We start from the raw sequence: 15,543 nt of genomic DNA, 5'->3' as shown, positions 1-15,543 counted from the left end.
GCTTTTTTGTTGCAAAAAAGAAAGGAGATGTGAATGTTACGTCACTACATTACCAAATACAAAGAAGGCGACCGCTACTATGCTGAAAGTTGGTTGCAACTCGAATTATTTGGCAAGGTCTGGTGTTTTAGCTGTAAAAAAATCGATGTCACGCTGAGATTTTAGGGAGGTGACCTGACATCTTGAAAGCAGGAAAGACTGCACTAATCGAATAACTTAACCGTATAGAATCCCATGCGGTTTTTATTTTGCCCTGTCGCATGGCTAAAAACTAGGCAATAACGATTGAAAGGATAAGCTATGGTTACTAAGACGAAAACAAGGCTTGGCAATCAGCGTCCAACTCAATCGGTAACTTTACATTATGCTGAAAGTCTGGCCCATGAGGCTATAGAACTTTATCAGAAAACAGGTCGCAGCTGTTATCCTTGGCAGGTCAATTTGCTTGAGCATATCATGGGAATTGATACCGAAGGCCTTTGGGTACATCAGAAATACGGCTATGCTATTCCACGGCGAAACGGTAAGACAGAAGACGTCTATATGCTTGAGTTGTGGGCTTTGCACCATGGATTGAAAATCTTGCACACTGCACACAGAATCAGCACGTCTCATTCTTCTTTTGAAGCATTAAAAAAACTTCTGGAGGACATGGGATACGTGGATGATGTTGACTTTGTCTCTAACAAGGCAAAGGGGCAGGAACGGATTGAGTTTAAATCTACTGGGTCAGTGATACAATACCGAACTCGGACAGCCAATGGCGGTCTTGGTGAAGGTTTTGATTTGCTGATTATAGATGAAGCTCAGGAATACACAGCCGAACAAGAATCAGCTTTGAAATACACGGTAACAGACAGTGATAACCCTATGACGGTTATGTGTGGAACACCACCAACCATGGTATCAACAGGAACTGTTTTTACCAATTACCGAACAAAGGTTTTAGCTGGCAAAAGCGAATACTCGGGTTGGTCTGAGTGGTCAGTCGAAGACATCAAGGATGTCAACGATACTGACTCATGGTATTTGACCAATCCGTCTCTTGGTTATCACTTAACCGAGCGTAAAATCAAGGCTGAAATTGGAGATGACGAACTTGATCATAATATTCAGCGTTTAGGTTACTGGCCAAGCTTTAACCAAAAATCTGCTATCTCTGAAAATGAGTGGAAGAGGCTTGAGGTTGAGGCGGTGCCAGAGCTAACAGGAAAACTATTCGTTGGTATCAAGTATGGTCAAGATGGGGCAAATGTGTCTATGGCTATTGCAGCACGAACGGACGACAAGAAAATCTTCACTGAAGTGATTGACTGTCAATCTGTCCGAAATGGCATGCAGTGGATCATCAACTTTTTGCAAACCGCAGACATTGAGAAGGTTGTGGTTGATGGAGCGAACGGGCAAACACTATTAGCAAACGAAATGAAAGATTTCAAACTTAGGAAGCCAATCATGCCGACAGTCAACGAAATCATCACGGCCAACTCTGTCTGGGAACAAGCTATTGTTCAGGAAACTCTAAGACATGCTAACCAGCCTTCTTTGACTGATGTTGTGACCAATTGTGATAAACGGAATATAGGCTCGAACGGGGGATTTGGTTACAAGTCCCTTTATGATGACCGAGACATCAGCTTAATGGATAGTGCTTTGCTAGCGCACTGGGCTTGCTATATGACGAAGCCTAAAAGAAAGCAAAGAATCAGTTATTAAAAGTAGCATCCAGAAAATGGGTGCTTTTTTAATGGACAAAAATTACCGAACGCACGGGAAAATGCGGAGAAAGGACGTTAATTATGTCATTTAAACCAATCGAAACACAGGAAGAACTTGATCACATTATCGGTGAACGCTTAGGGCGTCAAAAAGAAAAATACGCTGATTATGATCAGTTGAAAAATCGTGTCTCAGAACTTGAAAAAGAAAACGGTGTGTTGAAATCTGCAGCTGAATCAACTAAAGCAAGTACATCTGATCTTGAAAAACAAATTGCAGAGCTGCAAGGTCAAATCAAAACTTACGAAGGCAAAGACTTGCGCTTGCGTGTAGCAGTTGCCAATGGCTTACCGATTGAACTTGCTGACCGTCTTGCAGGAGATGATGAGGAAGCCATCAAGGCAGATGCCGAACGTTTGGCTAGCTTTATGAAGCCGACAGAACCAACACCGCCAATGGCATCAACGGAGCCGAATGTTCCAAAAGATGCCAATAACAACCGTGAACTATTCAGAGGAATGGTTCAGAACCTAGGACTTGAAGATTAAAGGAGAAATATAAAATGGCAGAAGCACAATTGTCAAAAGGAACACTATTTGACGAAAAACTCGTCACAGAAGTTATCAGCAAAGTAAAAGGTCACTCGTCTATCGCTAAGCTATCACCGCAAAAGCCAATCCCATTTAATGGTCAAAAAGAGTTTACTTTTGATTTCGATTCGGACATTGATATCGTTGCAGAAAATGGAAAAAAATCGCATGGTGGCGTAACACTTGAACCAGTAACTATCGTCCCTATAAAAGTTGAGTATGGGGCTCGTGTATCAGATGAGTTTCTATATGCCTCTGAAGAAGCAAAAATTGATATGCTGAGTGATTTTACGGACGGGTTCGCTAAGAAACTGGCTCGTGGTCTCGATATTATGAGTTTTCATGGAATCAATCCACGCACGAAACAAGCATCTACAATCATTGGTGATAACTGCTTTGATAAGAAAGTTACTCAAACAGTCAATTTTACTGAAGGTGACCCAGATGGAAACATGGAAGATGCTGTGGGTCTGGTTGACGGATCAGAACGTGATATCACAGGAGCAATCCTTGACCCGATCTTTACAACTGCACTTTCTAAATTAAAAAATGCTGAAGGTGGAAAACTTTATCCTGACCTAGCTTGGGGTGGTGTGCCAGATACCATCAACGGTTTGAAAGTTGATAAAAACCGTACAACATCTTATAGCATGACTGATCCAAAAGACGTTGCTATTGTCGGTGACTTTGAAACAATGTTTAAGTGGGGTTATGCTAAAGAAGTCCCAATGGAAATCATTAAATACGGTGACCCAGATAATACTGGACGCGATCTTAAAGGTTATAACCAAGTATATATCCGCTGTGAAGCGTACATTGGTTGGGGCATCATGGATGCAGATAGCTTTGCACGTATCGTGAAAGTTGGTGGCTAATATGACTTTGTATATGAATACTAAAACTGGCGCAACAATTGAAGCAAATGGTGTTGTTTCAGGTGGAAACTGGGTACTTGCTTCGGAATTTGAAGAAGCTATTGAAAAATTGACTGTTCCACAGCTTAAGAAAAAACTTGATGAACTCGGCATTGAGTACAACAAGAAAGCACAAAAAGCAGAGCTCTTGGAATTACTGGAAGCTGCTAAATCAGAAGAGGAGTAATCCATGGAACCATTCGCTACAATTGAAGACTTGTCCACATTGTGGCGGGGACTAAAACCGGCCGAAACCAAGAGAGCAGAGGCGCTTTTAAAAGTCGTCTCCGACTCTCTTAGGGTTGAGGCTGAGAAAGTAGGTAAGGACCTCGACAAGATGGTCGAAGCAAAGCCTTATTTCGCAACAGTGGTTAAGTCTGTGACTATTGATGTTGTCGCACGTACTCTTATGACTTCGACTGACCAGGAACCTATGACGCAGTATTCCGAGTCAGCCCTTGGCTACTCTATCTCAGGGTCTTACCTGGTTCCTGGTGGTGGTCTCTTTATCAAAGATTCGGAAATTAAACGACTAGGTCTGAAAAAGCAACGTTTTGGAGCGAGGGATATTTATGGGACGGATTAAAGGGATACCGATTGTCTTGATTGACAAACAGATCATTGACAAGGATTCGTTTGGTCATCCAAAGACTGCGGATGTGGAGATTGTGGTTGAGAACGTCTTGATTGCGCCTGCATCAACTGAGGATATTACCAATCAAATCAATCTGACTGGTAAAAAAGTTGTCTATACTCTTGCAATTCCTAAAGGCGATGTTCACAACTGGACGAATAAGGAAGTTCGCTTTTTCGGCCAACGATGGCGAACAGTTGGTGAACCGCTGGAAGGTCTTGACCATCTGATCCCGCTTGAATGGAATAAGAAAGTGCAGGTGGAACGGTATGGCTAGAATGAAATTTAAGCTGAACCGTGCGGGTGTTCGTGAACTGTTGAAATCGCCTGAGATGCAGGCAGTTTTGACTGACAAGGCAAATGGCATTCGAAATCGTGCTGGTACTGGATATGAGTCGGACATTTTTGTCGGCAAGACTCGTGCCAACGCTATGGTCTATGCTGATAGCTATCAAGCTAAACGGGACAACAAGAAGCACAATACCTTGTTAAAGGCGGTGAAGTCATGATTGAAGTCATCACGTTGAACTTTTTAACCGAGCATCTTTCTGTGCCTGTCTATACGGAACATCAGGAGAAAATGCCTGACAGCTTTGTGATTTTTGAGAAAACGAGCGGTGGAAAAAAGAACTATCTGAATCAAGCAACTTTGGCGATACAATCTTATGGGCAGTCTTTGGAAGAAGCTGCCTTTTTGAACGAAGAAGTCAAACAAGCGATTGAGAAGATGGTGGCATTGCCGTCTATCAGTAGAGTTGAATTGAACTCGGACTATAATTTTACAGATACGGAAACCAAACGCTATCGCTATCAAGCGGTAGTGGATTTTATTTATTTTTAAAAAAGGAGAATTTACATGGCAGATGCAAAACTTGTGTCATCGGCAAAGCCCGATATTGCTGGGGCGATTTCCTCAGCTCCAACGGGAACGAGCTTGCCGACCAATGCGACTACTAAGCTAAACGCGGCTTTTAAAAACTTAGGCTACATTTCAGATGATGGCTTGACTAACGAGGACACTCGTGAATCGGAAGAATTGAAAGCATGGGGCGGTGATGTGGTTGATACTCCTCAAACAGGAAAATCAGACAAATTTACCTATACGTTGCTTGAAGTCTTAAACGTGGAGGTCTTGAAAGAGGTCTATGGTCCTGAAAATGTGACAGGCGACCTTGCAACTGGCATCACAGTCGAGGTCAACTCTAAGGAATTGCCTGCGCATCCATTGGTAGTGGATATGCTGCTGAAAAATGGTGCGAAGAAGCGGATTGTCATCCCAAATGCTAAGGTGCTGGAAGTTGGGGAGATTACCTACGCCGACAGTGACTTGGCTGGTTATGAAACAACTATCCAAGCTCTGCCAGATAGCAAAGGCAATACACACTATGAGTACATTAAGGGAGCTAGCGAGTCAACAGGAACAAGCTCGCCATCGTCATCTTAAGGAGGTTTGAATGTTTGAAGTAAAAACTAGTACAGGTCTTGTGCTTAGCATTGACCAAGACCGTTTGGAAAACTATGAGCTTTTCGAGGCCATCGCGGACGAAGAAGCTGGAGACAGTAGTGCTATGATTCGGATTGTCAATCTGTTACTTGGTGCCGAAGCTAAGAAACTAAAGGACCATGTCCGTACAGAAAAGGGACTAGTGCCTATTCCTGCTCTTGGTGCTGAAATCAAGGATGTCTTTGAACAAGTCAAAGACTTAAAAAACTCGCAATCCTCGCCAGAATGATTGCGGTAGATGAGGATGCTCTTGTCTGTGACTTAGCTGAAACTTATGGCATATATGATTATCAACAGCTACCTATTTTGCGGGTAGCTGTTTTTGCTAATGGTTTGGGCGAGACATCACGGATTAAGAAGGTCTTGTCTGGTCAGAAGGAAGACTTGGATACTCTGCTGCTTGCAGGTATCTATGATACGGTGCGTTTGCTCTTTTGGGCTAAAACTAAGGATGGACAGGCCGGACGGAATCGTCCAAACTCTGTCACTCAAGCCTTGGAAGGTTCGAAAGTGGAACGTGAAGAGAGGGTCTTTTCATCTGGTGAGGAGTTTGAACGTGCTATGCGTGCGCTAGAAATAGAGATTGGAGGTGAGGAGCATGGCGACTGATTTAGGTTCTGCTTATGTGCAGATAGTCCCGTCCGCAAAAGGCATTAGCGGTTCAATATCAAAATTATTGGGTGGTGAAGTTGATAGCGCTGGTAGGTCAGCTGGGTCAAGCCTTGGAGCCTCGCTCGTCTCTGCTTTAAGTGGTGCACTTGCAGCAGCAGGAATCGGCAAAATAATTAGTTCGGCTTTGGGAGCGGGCGCTGCTCTTCAACAATCATTTGGTGGTCTGGATACTATTTACGACGGTGCACAAGAATCTGCTAAGAGGTTTGCAAAAGAGGCTTACAAGGCAGGTGTTTCTGCAAATACATACGCAGAGCAAGCTGTATCCATGGGTGCGAGCTTAAAACAATCACTTGGTGGTGATTCGACCAAAGCGATTAACATGGCTAACAAAGCTATCATGGACATGACAGACAACGCTGCGAAAATGGGAACGGACATTGGCGTCATACAACAGACTTATCAAAGTCTTTCTCGCGGAAACTATGCCATGCTGGATAATCTTAAGCTCGGCTTTGGTGGTACAAAGTCAGAAATGGAACGATTATTGAAGACTGCTGAAGGTTTGCCGTCAGCGATGGGGCGTAAATTTGACATCAGCAACTATGCGGATGTTGTCGAAGCTATCCACCTTGTGCAAGAAAGCATGGGGATAGCTGGGGTTGCAGCTGCCGAAGCTCAGAATACTTATTCAGGGTCCTTAGCTGCTATGAAAGCGAGTTGGGAAAATACACTGGCAGGCTTGTCCTTGGGCGAGAATATAGCTCCACAATTACAAGACTTGGCAACGACGACTTCTAATTTCTTATTTGGAAATTTCTTTCCCATGGTTGGTAATATCTTCAAGGGTTTGCCGACAATGCTTGGGACTATTCTTGGAGACGGTTTAGGTAGAGTCTTTGGCGGAGAAGTGTCTGGGAAGGTCATGGGTGAGTTAAATAAGCTAAACGAAATCATCTTGACATTTTACGATATGACTTTTGGTTCCTTGAGCGAGAAAGACAATATCGATATGCTCGAAAAGGTTGGCTTTAGTAAAGAAACAGCTTCAAAGATTGTGTCTTTATCCGGTCAAATTGGGTCGGTCATTACGTCGTTTTATGACATGATTTTTGGGTCGTTGAGTGAGAAAGACAATATTGATTTTATGGCTCAAATGGGGGTCGATGAAGGTACTGCAACAACGATTGTCAATTTTGCAAATACAATTCGAACTGGCTTTGAGGGTGTTTGGTCTACTGTACAGACATTATTTGGACAAGTTCCTGGTTTCTTCTCTTCGATTATTGGAGCGATTGGACCAATCATAACGACTATCATGGATGGGATTTCAAAACTGGACTTTTCGGGAATCCAGACGTTGATTGAATCTGTATTACCTGCAGTTCAAGCTGGTTTTCAAAATTTTATGGCTATCGTCAGTCCTGCGATTGATTCGGTTGTTCAATCTTTTGTCGCAATGTGGAATGCGGCACAGCCTTTGATTGATATTCTGAGTGGGGCTTTGATGCCTGTTTTTCAAATACTAGGGTCGTTTCTTGGCGGTGTTGTAAAAGGAGCTCTTGAAGGTGTCGGATTTGCTTTTGATGCTTTAAAAGCGGCTATCGAGTTCCTGACTCCTGTGGTCGATTTTTTAGTACAGGCTTTGAATTTCGTTCAGCCTGTGCTGAGCACAATTGCTGAATGGGTTGGCGTAGCCATTGGAATGTTTGGCAATCTGGGGACAGCTGGTCAAGGTTTGAGTGCTTTTATCAAATCAGCATGGACCAATATCCAGTCAGCTATTCAAACAGCTGGGAATATCATCCGAACAGTCATTGACTGGATCAAATTGGCATTTTCTGGCGCTGGAAATGCTGTTGGTGTGCTTAAGAATGTCTTTTCCTTGGCTTGGATGGGCATTCAAGATGCCATTCAAGTTGCGAAAGGTATCATCGACGGAGTAATATCAGGCATCAAAGGTGCATTCAAAGGATTCCAAAGTGTCGTATCTAGTGTTGGTAACGCTGTTGGTGGTATCATTGGCAATATTACATCAACCATTACTGGGCTTGCAAACATCGACATTTCAGGCGCGGGCGCAGCAATAATGGACGGTTTTCTGGGCGGCTTGAAATCTGCCTGGGGAGCAGTCACGGACTTCGTAGGCGGTATCGCTGGATGGATTGCTGAAAACAAGGGTCCTATCTCATACGACCGTGTACTGTTGAAACCTGCAGGTCTTGCTATCATGGAAGGCTTGAATACGAACTTGAAAGTTGGTTTTAGGGATGTCATGGGAACGGTATCTGGCATGGCTGGAGCGATTGCCAAACCTTTTGAAAATCAATCCTTGGCTTATGATATGACTTCAAGTGCATCGGTGGATGTGCGTCGAAATCTGTTATCATCATCTGGTGATTTGGCTGGAAATGATGGCGGAAATAGTTTAGCTGCTCGTCTGGCTAACATCGAGCGATTCCTGTCTGCTTTGGTGGATAAGGAGTTGGCAGTCTATTTGGACGGTGAAAAAATGGCTCAAAATAGCTATATGCATCAAGGAGCGATTATGGCAAGGGAGGGTATCTAATGAACTATATAATCGTCAACGGCTTAGATACTTCGACCTTGCTAGATTGCCATGTACTTGACTTTGGTAAGGCTCAGGCATCGATTGAGCGGTCTGAACAAGTCGAGGTCTTCGGTGCCAATGGTCAACTACATGTCAGTGAGGGTGCGTATGATGGCTACAACAGGACATTTATCATCACGCTGAGGCATTTGTCGGATGCTATGCGACTGATTGAGACATTTCAACCTGATAATAACATAGTGGAATTTGGCTATCTGAGAGATAGCCTTTTCTACTGTGATTTGGTGTCTAGTAGCTATATGCCGCTCGGTCCGCATCGATGGAAAGTCGAAATCACGGTGTCCATGCATCCGTTTCGCTATATCAAAAATCCAGCCGATGTCGTTTTGACTTCATCTGGTTCTATTCAAAATCCTGGCACGGTCTATTCTGAACCTATCATCATCATAGAGGGGTCGGGACGGGTGATCTTGACTATTGGTCAGCAGGTCATGGAGCTGGAAATAGATACTCGTGCAACTATTGATTGCCGTCACAAGCGTCAGAATGTCTATGATAAGAATGGTGCTGTAAAGAACACCATTCGCAAACGTGGTCCATTCTTTGAGATACCTGTCGGAAAAAGCGGTATTGCAACAAGTGGAACTGTTTCAAAAATAACAATCAAAGGGAATTGGAGGTACAAGGTTTGATTTATCTAAAAGACGGTAATATCCCGCTTAATCTTGCTTACGATGATGATATCGTGCAGGAAGCCAATAGTACCTACCAACTATCTTTTAAATTTCCGCTGACTGACGGGAAGTGGAATCTGCTCAAAAGAGAAGTCTTTTTATTGGCGGATGACTTACATGGTGAGCAGGAATTTTTCATTTTCGAGGCGAAGAAAGCCAATGGCTATGTGCAGGTCTATGCTAAGCAGGTCGCAACGCTCTTGAATTACTATTCTGTCAACACTATCTCTGTTGATAGGGTCCCAGGGCAGACTGTCATGACTGCTTTGGCAGGTAGCGTTAAGAGACCATGTCCATTTACGTTTTTTAGTGACATTTTAGACCGTCATACTTTTAACGAGTCCAATGTTTCGGTTATGGATGCTTTGGTCAAGGACAAACACTCTATTGTTGGTCAGTGGGGTGGTGACTTGGTGCGTGACAAGTACCAGGTTAAACTGTTGAAAAATGGTGGTACTGAGAATGAGTCGCTATTTATGTATAAAAAGAATCTCAGTAGCTATGAAGAGTCTGAGAACATTAACAACTTAAAGACACGACTGCACCTCAAAAAGACAATCCAAGGACAGTCTGAGGGTGAGGCAGATCGTGTTATTGCTGTGACAGTGGACAGTCCGTTGATTGGGCAATATCGTCAAATCTATGAAACAGATATCGAGGTTAACGACCAGGATGTGACAGATGAAGCAAGCCTTTTAGCTTATGGGCAGAGGTATTTTGGCTCAACTCTTTGTGATTTGGTAGAAAACTCTATCAATCTAGATGTCAAAGGTAAGTCTGATGTATCTGTTAAGATGTTCGACACAGTAAGTGTATTCCATGAGAGATTTGATGTGGACTTGCGTTTGAAAATTACTAGCTACCATTTTGGACCGATGTCTAAGCGATTGAAGTCAATCGGATTTGGTAAGGTGTCGCAATCTGTCAAGTCTACAGTGGCTAGTATGGTTGCTGGCAGTGTAGATAAAGCTACAAATACGTTATCAGCATCTTTCGAGCAAAAACTACAGAAGGAAATTGATAATGCTAACCGCCATTTCAACACTGAATTTGACAAGCGAATTGAATCCATCAATGACGGTCTCGAGCAGTCAAAAGCAGAAGCTGAAGCTTATGCAGACAATATCAAGCAACAGATAGATGGACAGCTCGCTGAATCTAACCGTCAATATCAACTTGCCCAGCAAAACCAAGACCGTCAGATAGCTGAAAGCCTACGCATCGCTGGTACATCTACTAATCTAGCTAATGCAGCTAGAGCGCTGGCGGAACAGGCTAATAATGACTTGGTCCAAGTTAAGTCAAGCGCAGAATCTCAGGCGCATCTGATATTAAAACAAGCCCAACGTCAATCCGAACTAATCAATCGAGTAACAACAGTTGAGAATGTAGTTGATGGAACAAAAGTCACCGTCACAGAACTGTCTAAAACGCTTAATAAAGCAACAGGAGACATCGACAGTGTTACTAGTCGGACCAAGACCGTCGAGGACAATCTGAGCCAAACTAGGGCACAATATGAGCATCTGATACAGACCGTTAATGCTCAGACTGGTCAGATTGATAGCATCAATCGTAAGACCGTTGATTTGCAGAGCGGTATTGATGGTGTGACGCAGCGGTTTGAGAATTTACAGATTGGCGGAAACAATCTACTAAAAAATACAAAAGATTTTAGTGGCGAATGGGACTATAATGGTCAGCGCAGAAAGATTGCTCCATGGAAATACAATGGATTATCAGCTATCGAAGCTGACTATCCGTGGGAAGGCTTGACTCAACTTATACAAGTCAGGGCTGGAGAAGTGTATACATTCAGCGCCTATGTTGCATCCAGTCTTGCAAGCGATTCTGCTGAAATTTATATTCATCTAAATAATTATCGTACAGAACAGATGTCTGTTGTTGATAATTATTATCGTAAATTCAACATGACTGCTAATTTTCAAAGGGTATCTATAACTTTTAAGGTTATTACTGATGGTTACATTGCTCCACGAATTGAGCGCAGTGATTTAAACGGTATCTTATATTTTGCGGGAATGAAGTTGGAACGCGGAACGATTGCGACTGATTGGTCTCCATCCCTTGAAGACGCTACGAACTACGCAGATGCCAAAATTGCCGAGTACAAAAACACGGTTGACGGACGGTTTGCGGCTATCCAATCCTCTGTCGATAATAAGGCTAATCTGGTCGATTTTCAGCGAGTGCAAGAGACAGCAAGGTTGTACGAGCGGATTCTTGGCGCTTCCGAAAATGAGGTCAACTCAAATCTAGCTAGGCAGGTTTTAACCAGCAGTCTGTGGCAGACGGAAATCACTCGATTGCCTCGTGCTGGAGGAAAAAATTATTTCCTCAATAGCAATTTTAAAGAGGGGTTGCAATTTTGGGAAAATAATACCTCATCACCCGACTTGAGTATAGATCCGCAACTAGCAAGTCAAGTCAAGCGTGTTGGGGCTCTGCATGTGGATACAGGAAATACAGGGGCATTTGCGCACGGTTTTTATCAGATTGTCGACATACCTGTTTCAGCCAATGAGCAGGTAACTGTGTCGTTTGATGTTGCTGGATTCTCAAACAACGATGCTGGACTAATTATCATCATTAACAACCACTTGTTCGATGTCCGGAAAGAGATTCCAGCTGCTGAGATACCAAAAGCGAGTAGTTTTGGCCCTACATCGCTCAAAAGAAAATCTGTCACTCTGACCATTCCTCAGGATTGTGACAGAATTTGCTGTATCATCATTTTCGGACCAGGAACGGTTGGAAACATGGTATTTGCGGACATGCAAATCGAAAAAGGAGGGGCAGCCTCTGACCATCGTCTTAATCCAACTGATGCCAATCGCGAATTGGAAGCAGTCACTACTCGTGTCACTCAATTGGCAGGGTCGTGGGCTGTCCAAAACTTAACCAGCGCAGGAACGGTACTTAACCAAATTAATTTGCTGGCTAATGGTACTAATAGAATCGATGGTCGACTGACACATATCACAGGCCAGACTTTGATTGATAACGGTGTAATCAACAACGCAATGATTGGCAATTTAGATGCTGGAAAAATCACAACAGGGTTTATAGAGTCGGCTAGGATAGCTACTAATAGTATCGACGGTAGCAAATTGGTATTTGACCAAGCTTTCTTTAATAAGTTAATGGCAAATGATGCTTATCTAAAACAACTGTTTGCCCAAAGCGCATTTATCACGAGCGTCCAGGCAGTGGCTGTGTCAGCTAAGCAGATTGTTGGCGGTATTGCTAAAGCCCTCAACGGTGGTATGGATGTCAATTTCGACGAAAGCAAAATCAACTTCTACACAAACGTAGCTGCAATAAGACGTATCTATACTGGACACCCTACTCAATTTATAAAATTCGAAACTGAAGGGAATTACTCGCGAACAATCATCGGGAGCAATCGGAATGGTGGAGAAGTTTTTAACTCTGCAACATTTGCGGGGCTTGTTGTGGAAAACACAAACAACATAAACACAGAAGATAATGTAAGGCTCTATGGAGATAACACGCTATTCAGGCACGCCCAAGGTGACGTCGGTTGGAATATCAATTCTGTCACTCAACGTATAGTCCCTGCTAACATCAACGCAGAGTCCGAAATTTGGTCTAAGCACTTTGTGGCCCCAGATAAAAATTCGAAGCCTGTCCGACTGGATACAGCAGTGGCAGCGTTATGGGACATCTGGAATCACATTATTTACAACAATTTTGAGTTTAACGAAGCACTTCGTACGCACATAAAAGCTAGACGGGACAACTGGAAATTTGAATTAAATTTATAGGAGAATTTATGAACCAAGAACAAATCACACAAGCTCTACGCTTGACTAGTAACGACCTCGCGACAAAACTGTCAGAGGAGATGACGACTAAGAATCTGTTAGCTGTACAGCTGACAGAAGCACAGCAGACCATCGCTAGTCTGCAGGCAGAAATTGCAGATTTGACTCAGCAACTGGACGAAGCTACTAAACCAGAGGAAATCATTGAAGGAGAATAATCATGCCACTTGAAACTATAAAAACCACTCAACTAATCGGAAACTTAAAAATCGGTGATGAGATTGTAAAAACTTATACAGTCAATATCGATGATAAAGGCGTATCGAAGATTTTCGAAACTGTGTACAATCAAGAACTCTATGCAGCTAACCGTAAAGAGATGCGCAAGCAAGAAGCTGAGTTCCGTGAAAAACGCTACGAGGTGGAAGATGCTATCTTGGCTGAACTTGAGCTGAAGGAAGAGTAGCCTATGCCAATCGAACACGCAGAACGATATTCGTAAAATGATTTTTCGGAGGAGTACAAATGATTTTGTTAACTATTCAACCACACCCTGCAGGAATGTTTGATTTTCTACGTGAGCTCATCGCAACAGAGGACGGTCTTGTCCTCTTTTTGCTTAGCTTAATCGTGGTCATGGAAATTGTTGATTTTCTGTCAGGTACGTTTGCTGCTATGATTAATCCAGACATCGAATATAAGTCTAAAATCGGTATTAACGGGCTGATTCGCAAGATGATGGGAATCATCTTACTTACTGTATTGATTCCGATGTCAGTGCTTTTGCCCGAGCAGACAGGGGTGGCTTTTCTTTACACAATTTACGTTGGCTATCTCATTTTGACCTTTAAGAGCTTGGTCGAGAACTACGGCAAAGCCAAGGGGGACACATCAATTTTCGAAAATGTGACAGCTGCATTTGAAAAGCTGATTGGGAAGAATAAATGAAACCAATTAAAGCGATTTTGCTCATAATTATTTTGGGAGCTTTAACACCTTTTCTGTGGGTGTTGGCTCCATTTTACATTGAAAAGGAGGAAAACAATGACGACAGTAAATGAAGCACTAAATAATGTCCGGGCGCAAGTCGGGTCCGGTGTATCTGTTGGAAATGGCGAATGCTACGCTTTGGCCAGCTGGTATGAGCGTATGATTAGCCCAGATGCAACAGTCGGTCTTGGTGCTGGTGTTGGTTGGGTCAGTGGTGCTATTGGTGATACCATTTCAGCCAAAAATATTGGCTCATCGTATAATTGGCAAGCTAACGGCTGGACCGTATCCACATCTGGGCCATTTGTGCCCGGCCAGATTTTGACATTAGGGGCAACGGCGACTAATCCATACGGGCACGTCGCAATTGTTGAGGCTGTCAATGGCGACCAGCTGGCTATCTTGGAGCAAAATATGTACGGTAAGCGGTACCCTGCCCGCAACTACTATAGTGCTGCTAGCTACCGTCAACAGGTTGTGCATTACATCACACCGCCTGGAACGGTCACGCAGACAGCACCGACATCAGCAGGTGCCCGTACATACCATGAGACAGGCACCATGGCCGTAACGGTAGATGCAATCAATGTTCGTCGTGCTCCGAACACATCAGGTCAGATTGTTGCAACATACAAGCGTGGCGAATTATTTGACTATGACACAGTCATCATTGATACTAATGGTTATGTGTGGGTGTCTTATGTTGGTAGCTCTGGCAATCGCAATTATGTAGCAACTGGCGCGACCAAAGATGGTAAACGCTTTGGACCTGCATGGGGAACTTTCAAATAGATTTTCCTCCCAGCGTTTGCTGGGGGTTATGTTTGTGAAAAGGAATGTGGTATAATAAAAATTATGAAATACAATGTAAAAATCAGTCATAAAATCAAGGAAATAGTAGGACTAAAAACTTCTGCAACTGATATTCTAATCCATGAAGAAAATCTTGAAAAACATATGTTAAAAAGCAGACATCGAAAGATGATTAAGTATATCCCTGATGTTGCTACTATTTTAGATTCGCCGGATTTTGTCGGTCAAAACAAAAATGTGAAGACAGAGAGTTTTGAAGTCATCAAAGTCCTTGCAGATAATGTTCTAGTCGCTGTCAAACTAGATAAGAAAAACGACTATTTCTTTGTGGCTTCGGTTTATGACATCACAGATTCCAAATTAAATCACATGGAGAGAAATGGTCGCATCAAAGCATTTGACAAAATAGAAGATAAGTAGTAAACTAAATACAATGAATGATAACGAGGTCAGAAAGGCTCCTGACGCACTCGAGAGAGTACCTGAGATGTTGGATACGCCGCCCAACCGCTATCATTGTATTTCAAAGCCCCTCAGTGTTTGCTGGGGGCGTTTTTTGTTTGTCAAAATCGTAAATTTGACAATAATGGTTGCTAGATTTGGTTTCTATTTTGACAAAATGGGCAAAATGACGAAATAGGGAATTCAGACT

Annotated in this window: 20 protein-coding genes; all 20 read left to right on the top strand. The window is 43.0% G+C overall.

Annotated features, from left to right (window positions below; translation table 11 throughout):
- The first annotated feature begins 33 nt into the window (after positions 1-33).
- Positions 34-165: a hypothetical protein gene (locus ODU37_RS05905; protein WP_002937886.1), complete on the top strand. Its 132-nt coding sequence runs from the start codon at positions 34-36 to the stop codon at positions 163-165.
- Between the two features lie 135 nt (positions 166-300).
- Complete coding sequence (locus tag ODU37_RS05900) at positions 301-1,716, top strand: terminase large subunit (protein WP_105183119.1); 1,416 nt, start codon at positions 301-303, stop codon at positions 1,714-1,716.
- A gap of 80 nt (positions 1,717-1,796) precedes the next feature.
- The gene (locus ODU37_RS05895; protein ID WP_105183118.1) at positions 1,797-2,267 is read left to right on the top strand and encodes a DUF4355 domain-containing protein; all 471 of its coding nucleotides are present in this window, start codon (positions 1,797-1,799) and stop codon (positions 2,265-2,267) included.
- Positions 2,268-2,281: 14 nt separating this feature from the next.
- Complete coding sequence (locus ODU37_RS05890) at positions 2,282-3,184, top strand: phage major capsid protein (protein WP_105183117.1); 903 nt, start codon at positions 2,282-2,284, stop codon at positions 3,182-3,184.
- A 1-nt stretch (position 3,185) separates the two neighbouring features.
- Positions 3,186-3,410 carry a HeH/LEM domain-containing protein gene (locus ODU37_RS05885; protein ID WP_105183116.1) on the top strand — a complete coding sequence of 75 codons (225 nt, stop codon included), beginning with the start codon at positions 3,186-3,188 and terminating at the stop codon, positions 3,408-3,410.
- A 3-nt stretch (positions 3,411-3,413) separates the two neighbouring features.
- On the top strand, positions 3,414-3,809 hold the full coding sequence (locus ODU37_RS05880) for a phage Gp19/Gp15/Gp42 family protein (RefSeq protein ID WP_105183115.1): 396 nt from the start codon (positions 3,414-3,416) through the stop codon (positions 3,807-3,809).
- Positions 3,796-4,134, top strand: coding sequence for a hypothetical protein (locus ODU37_RS05875; RefSeq protein WP_105120782.1), 339 nt, complete (start codon positions 3,796-3,798; stop codon positions 4,132-4,134). Before ODU37_RS05880 ends, ODU37_RS05875 begins: the two co-directional genes overlap by 14 nt.
- Positions 4,127-4,366: a hypothetical protein gene (locus tag ODU37_RS05870; RefSeq protein WP_105120781.1), complete on the top strand. Its 240-nt coding sequence runs from the start codon at positions 4,127-4,129 to the stop codon at positions 4,364-4,366. The genes ODU37_RS05875 and ODU37_RS05870 overlap by 8 nt, the downstream gene beginning before the upstream one ends.
- The gene (locus ODU37_RS05865; RefSeq protein WP_105120780.1) at positions 4,363-4,698 is read left to right on the top strand and encodes a hypothetical protein; all 336 of its coding nucleotides are present in this window, start codon (positions 4,363-4,365) and stop codon (positions 4,696-4,698) included. The genes ODU37_RS05870 and ODU37_RS05865 overlap by 4 nt, the downstream gene beginning before the upstream one ends.
- 15 nt (positions 4,699-4,713) lie before the next feature.
- Complete coding sequence (locus tag ODU37_RS05860; protein ID WP_105120779.1) at positions 4,714-5,301, top strand: phage tail protein; 588 nt, start codon at positions 4,714-4,716, stop codon at positions 5,299-5,301.
- 10 nt (positions 5,302-5,311) lie between these two features.
- Positions 5,312-5,590, top strand: a complete 279-nt coding sequence (locus tag ODU37_RS05855; RefSeq protein WP_029172691.1) for a hypothetical protein — start codon at positions 5,312-5,314, stop codon at positions 5,588-5,590.
- Entirely contained in the window at positions 5,587-5,970 is a 384-nt protein-coding gene (locus ODU37_RS05850; RefSeq protein WP_105120778.1) for a DUF5361 domain-containing protein, read from the top strand. Before ODU37_RS05855 ends, ODU37_RS05850 begins: the two co-directional genes overlap by 4 nt.
- Positions 5,960-8,542, top strand: a complete 2,583-nt coding sequence (locus tag ODU37_RS05845) for a phage tail protein (protein ID WP_105183114.1) — start codon at positions 5,960-5,962, stop codon at positions 8,540-8,542. Before ODU37_RS05850 ends, ODU37_RS05845 begins: the two co-directional genes overlap by 11 nt.
- Positions 8,542-9,237: a phage tail protein gene (locus ODU37_RS05840; RefSeq protein ID WP_105120776.1), complete on the top strand. Its 696-nt coding sequence runs from the start codon at positions 8,542-8,544 to the stop codon at positions 9,235-9,237. Before ODU37_RS05845 ends, ODU37_RS05840 begins: the two co-directional genes overlap by 1 nt.
- Entirely contained in the window at positions 9,234-13,088 is a 3,855-nt protein-coding gene (locus ODU37_RS05835) for a phage tail spike protein (RefSeq protein WP_249562191.1), read from the top strand. The genes ODU37_RS05840 and ODU37_RS05835 overlap by 4 nt, the downstream gene beginning before the upstream one ends.
- Before the next feature lie 8 nt (positions 13,089-13,096).
- Positions 13,097-13,306: a hypothetical protein gene (locus tag ODU37_RS05830; protein WP_105106045.1), complete on the top strand. Its 210-nt coding sequence runs from the start codon at positions 13,097-13,099 to the stop codon at positions 13,304-13,306.
- A gap of 2 nt (positions 13,307-13,308) precedes the next feature.
- A complete protein-coding gene (locus tag ODU37_RS05825; RefSeq protein WP_105106046.1) occupies positions 13,309-13,554 on the top strand; it encodes a hypothetical protein in 246 nt (81 codons plus the stop codon).
- Positions 13,555-13,613: 59 nt separating this feature from the next.
- Complete coding sequence (locus tag ODU37_RS05820; protein WP_236571408.1) at positions 13,614-14,036, top strand: phage holin family protein; 423 nt, start codon at positions 13,614-13,616, stop codon at positions 14,034-14,036.
- 96 nt (positions 14,037-14,132) lie between these two features.
- Positions 14,133-14,870 (top strand): PlySs2 family phage lysin, encoded by a 738-nt coding sequence (locus ODU37_RS05815; protein WP_105106047.1) that lies wholly within the window; start codon positions 14,133-14,135, stop codon positions 14,868-14,870.
- Positions 14,871-14,933: 63 nt separating this feature from the next.
- Positions 14,934-15,311: a PBECR2 nuclease fold domain-containing protein gene (locus ODU37_RS05810; RefSeq protein WP_105106048.1), complete on the top strand. Its 378-nt coding sequence runs from the start codon at positions 14,934-14,936 to the stop codon at positions 15,309-15,311.
- Positions 15,312-15,543: the final 232 nt, after the last annotated feature.

This window comes from Streptococcus sp. 2021WUSS109 (assembly GCF_044427305.1).
GTDB lineage: Bacteria > Bacillota > Bacilli > Lactobacillales > Streptococcaceae > Streptococcus > Streptococcus suis.
The sequence above is the reverse complement of the archived record's forward strand: the minus strand, read 5'-3'. Positions and strand labels throughout refer to the sequence as shown.

What these genes read in the sequence shown, in the direction of transcription:
- ODU37_RS05860 (WP_105120779.1), top strand. Translation starts at nt 4,714, where the DNA reads ATGGCAGATGCAAAACTTGTGTCATCGGCAAAGCCCGATATTGCTGGG.
- ODU37_RS05830 (WP_105106045.1), top strand. Translation starts at nt 13,097, where the DNA reads ATGAACCAAGAACAAATCACACAAGCTCTACGCTTGACTAGTAACGAC.
- ODU37_RS05820 (WP_236571408.1), top strand. Translation starts at nt 13,614, where the DNA reads ATGATTTTGTTAACTATTCAACCACACCCTGCAGGAATGTTTGATTTT.
- ODU37_RS05815 (WP_105106047.1), top strand. Translation starts at nt 14,133, where the DNA reads ATGACGACAGTAAATGAAGCACTAAATAATGTCCGGGCGCAAGTCGGG.
- ODU37_RS05885 (WP_105183116.1), top strand. Translation starts at nt 3,186, where the DNA reads ATGACTTTGTATATGAATACTAAAACTGGCGCAACAATTGAAGCAAAT.
- ODU37_RS05870 (WP_105120781.1), top strand. Translation starts at nt 4,127, where the DNA reads ATGGCTAGAATGAAATTTAAGCTGAACCGTGCGGGTGTTCGTGAACTG.
- ODU37_RS05875 (WP_105120782.1), top strand. Translation starts at nt 3,796, where the DNA reads ATGGGACGGATTAAAGGGATACCGATTGTCTTGATTGACAAACAGATC.
- ODU37_RS05865 (WP_105120780.1), top strand. Translation starts at nt 4,363, where the DNA reads ATGATTGAAGTCATCACGTTGAACTTTTTAACCGAGCATCTTTCTGTG.
- ODU37_RS05825 (WP_105106046.1), top strand. Translation starts at nt 13,309, where the DNA reads ATGCCACTTGAAACTATAAAAACCACTCAACTAATCGGAAACTTAAAA.
- ODU37_RS05850 (WP_105120778.1), top strand. Translation starts at nt 5,587, where the DNA reads ATGATTGCGGTAGATGAGGATGCTCTTGTCTGTGACTTAGCTGAAACT.
- ODU37_RS05855 (WP_029172691.1), top strand. Translation starts at nt 5,312, where the DNA reads ATGTTTGAAGTAAAAACTAGTACAGGTCTTGTGCTTAGCATTGACCAA.
- ODU37_RS05905 (WP_002937886.1), top strand. Translation starts at nt 34, where the DNA reads ATGTTACGTCACTACATTACCAAATACAAAGAAGGCGACCGCTACTAT.
- ODU37_RS05900 (WP_105183119.1), top strand. Translation starts at nt 301, where the DNA reads ATGGTTACTAAGACGAAAACAAGGCTTGGCAATCAGCGTCCAACTCAA.
- ODU37_RS05890 (WP_105183117.1), top strand. Translation starts at nt 2,282, where the DNA reads ATGGCAGAAGCACAATTGTCAAAAGGAACACTATTTGACGAAAAACTC.
- ODU37_RS05810 (WP_105106048.1), top strand. Translation starts at nt 14,934, where the DNA reads ATGAAATACAATGTAAAAATCAGTCATAAAATCAAGGAAATAGTAGGA.
- ODU37_RS05840 (WP_105120776.1), top strand. Translation starts at nt 8,542, where the DNA reads ATGAACTATATAATCGTCAACGGCTTAGATACTTCGACCTTGCTAGAT.
- ODU37_RS05845 (WP_105183114.1), top strand. Translation starts at nt 5,960, where the DNA reads ATGGCGACTGATTTAGGTTCTGCTTATGTGCAGATAGTCCCGTCCGCA.
- ODU37_RS05880 (WP_105183115.1), top strand. Translation starts at nt 3,414, where the DNA reads ATGGAACCATTCGCTACAATTGAAGACTTGTCCACATTGTGGCGGGGA.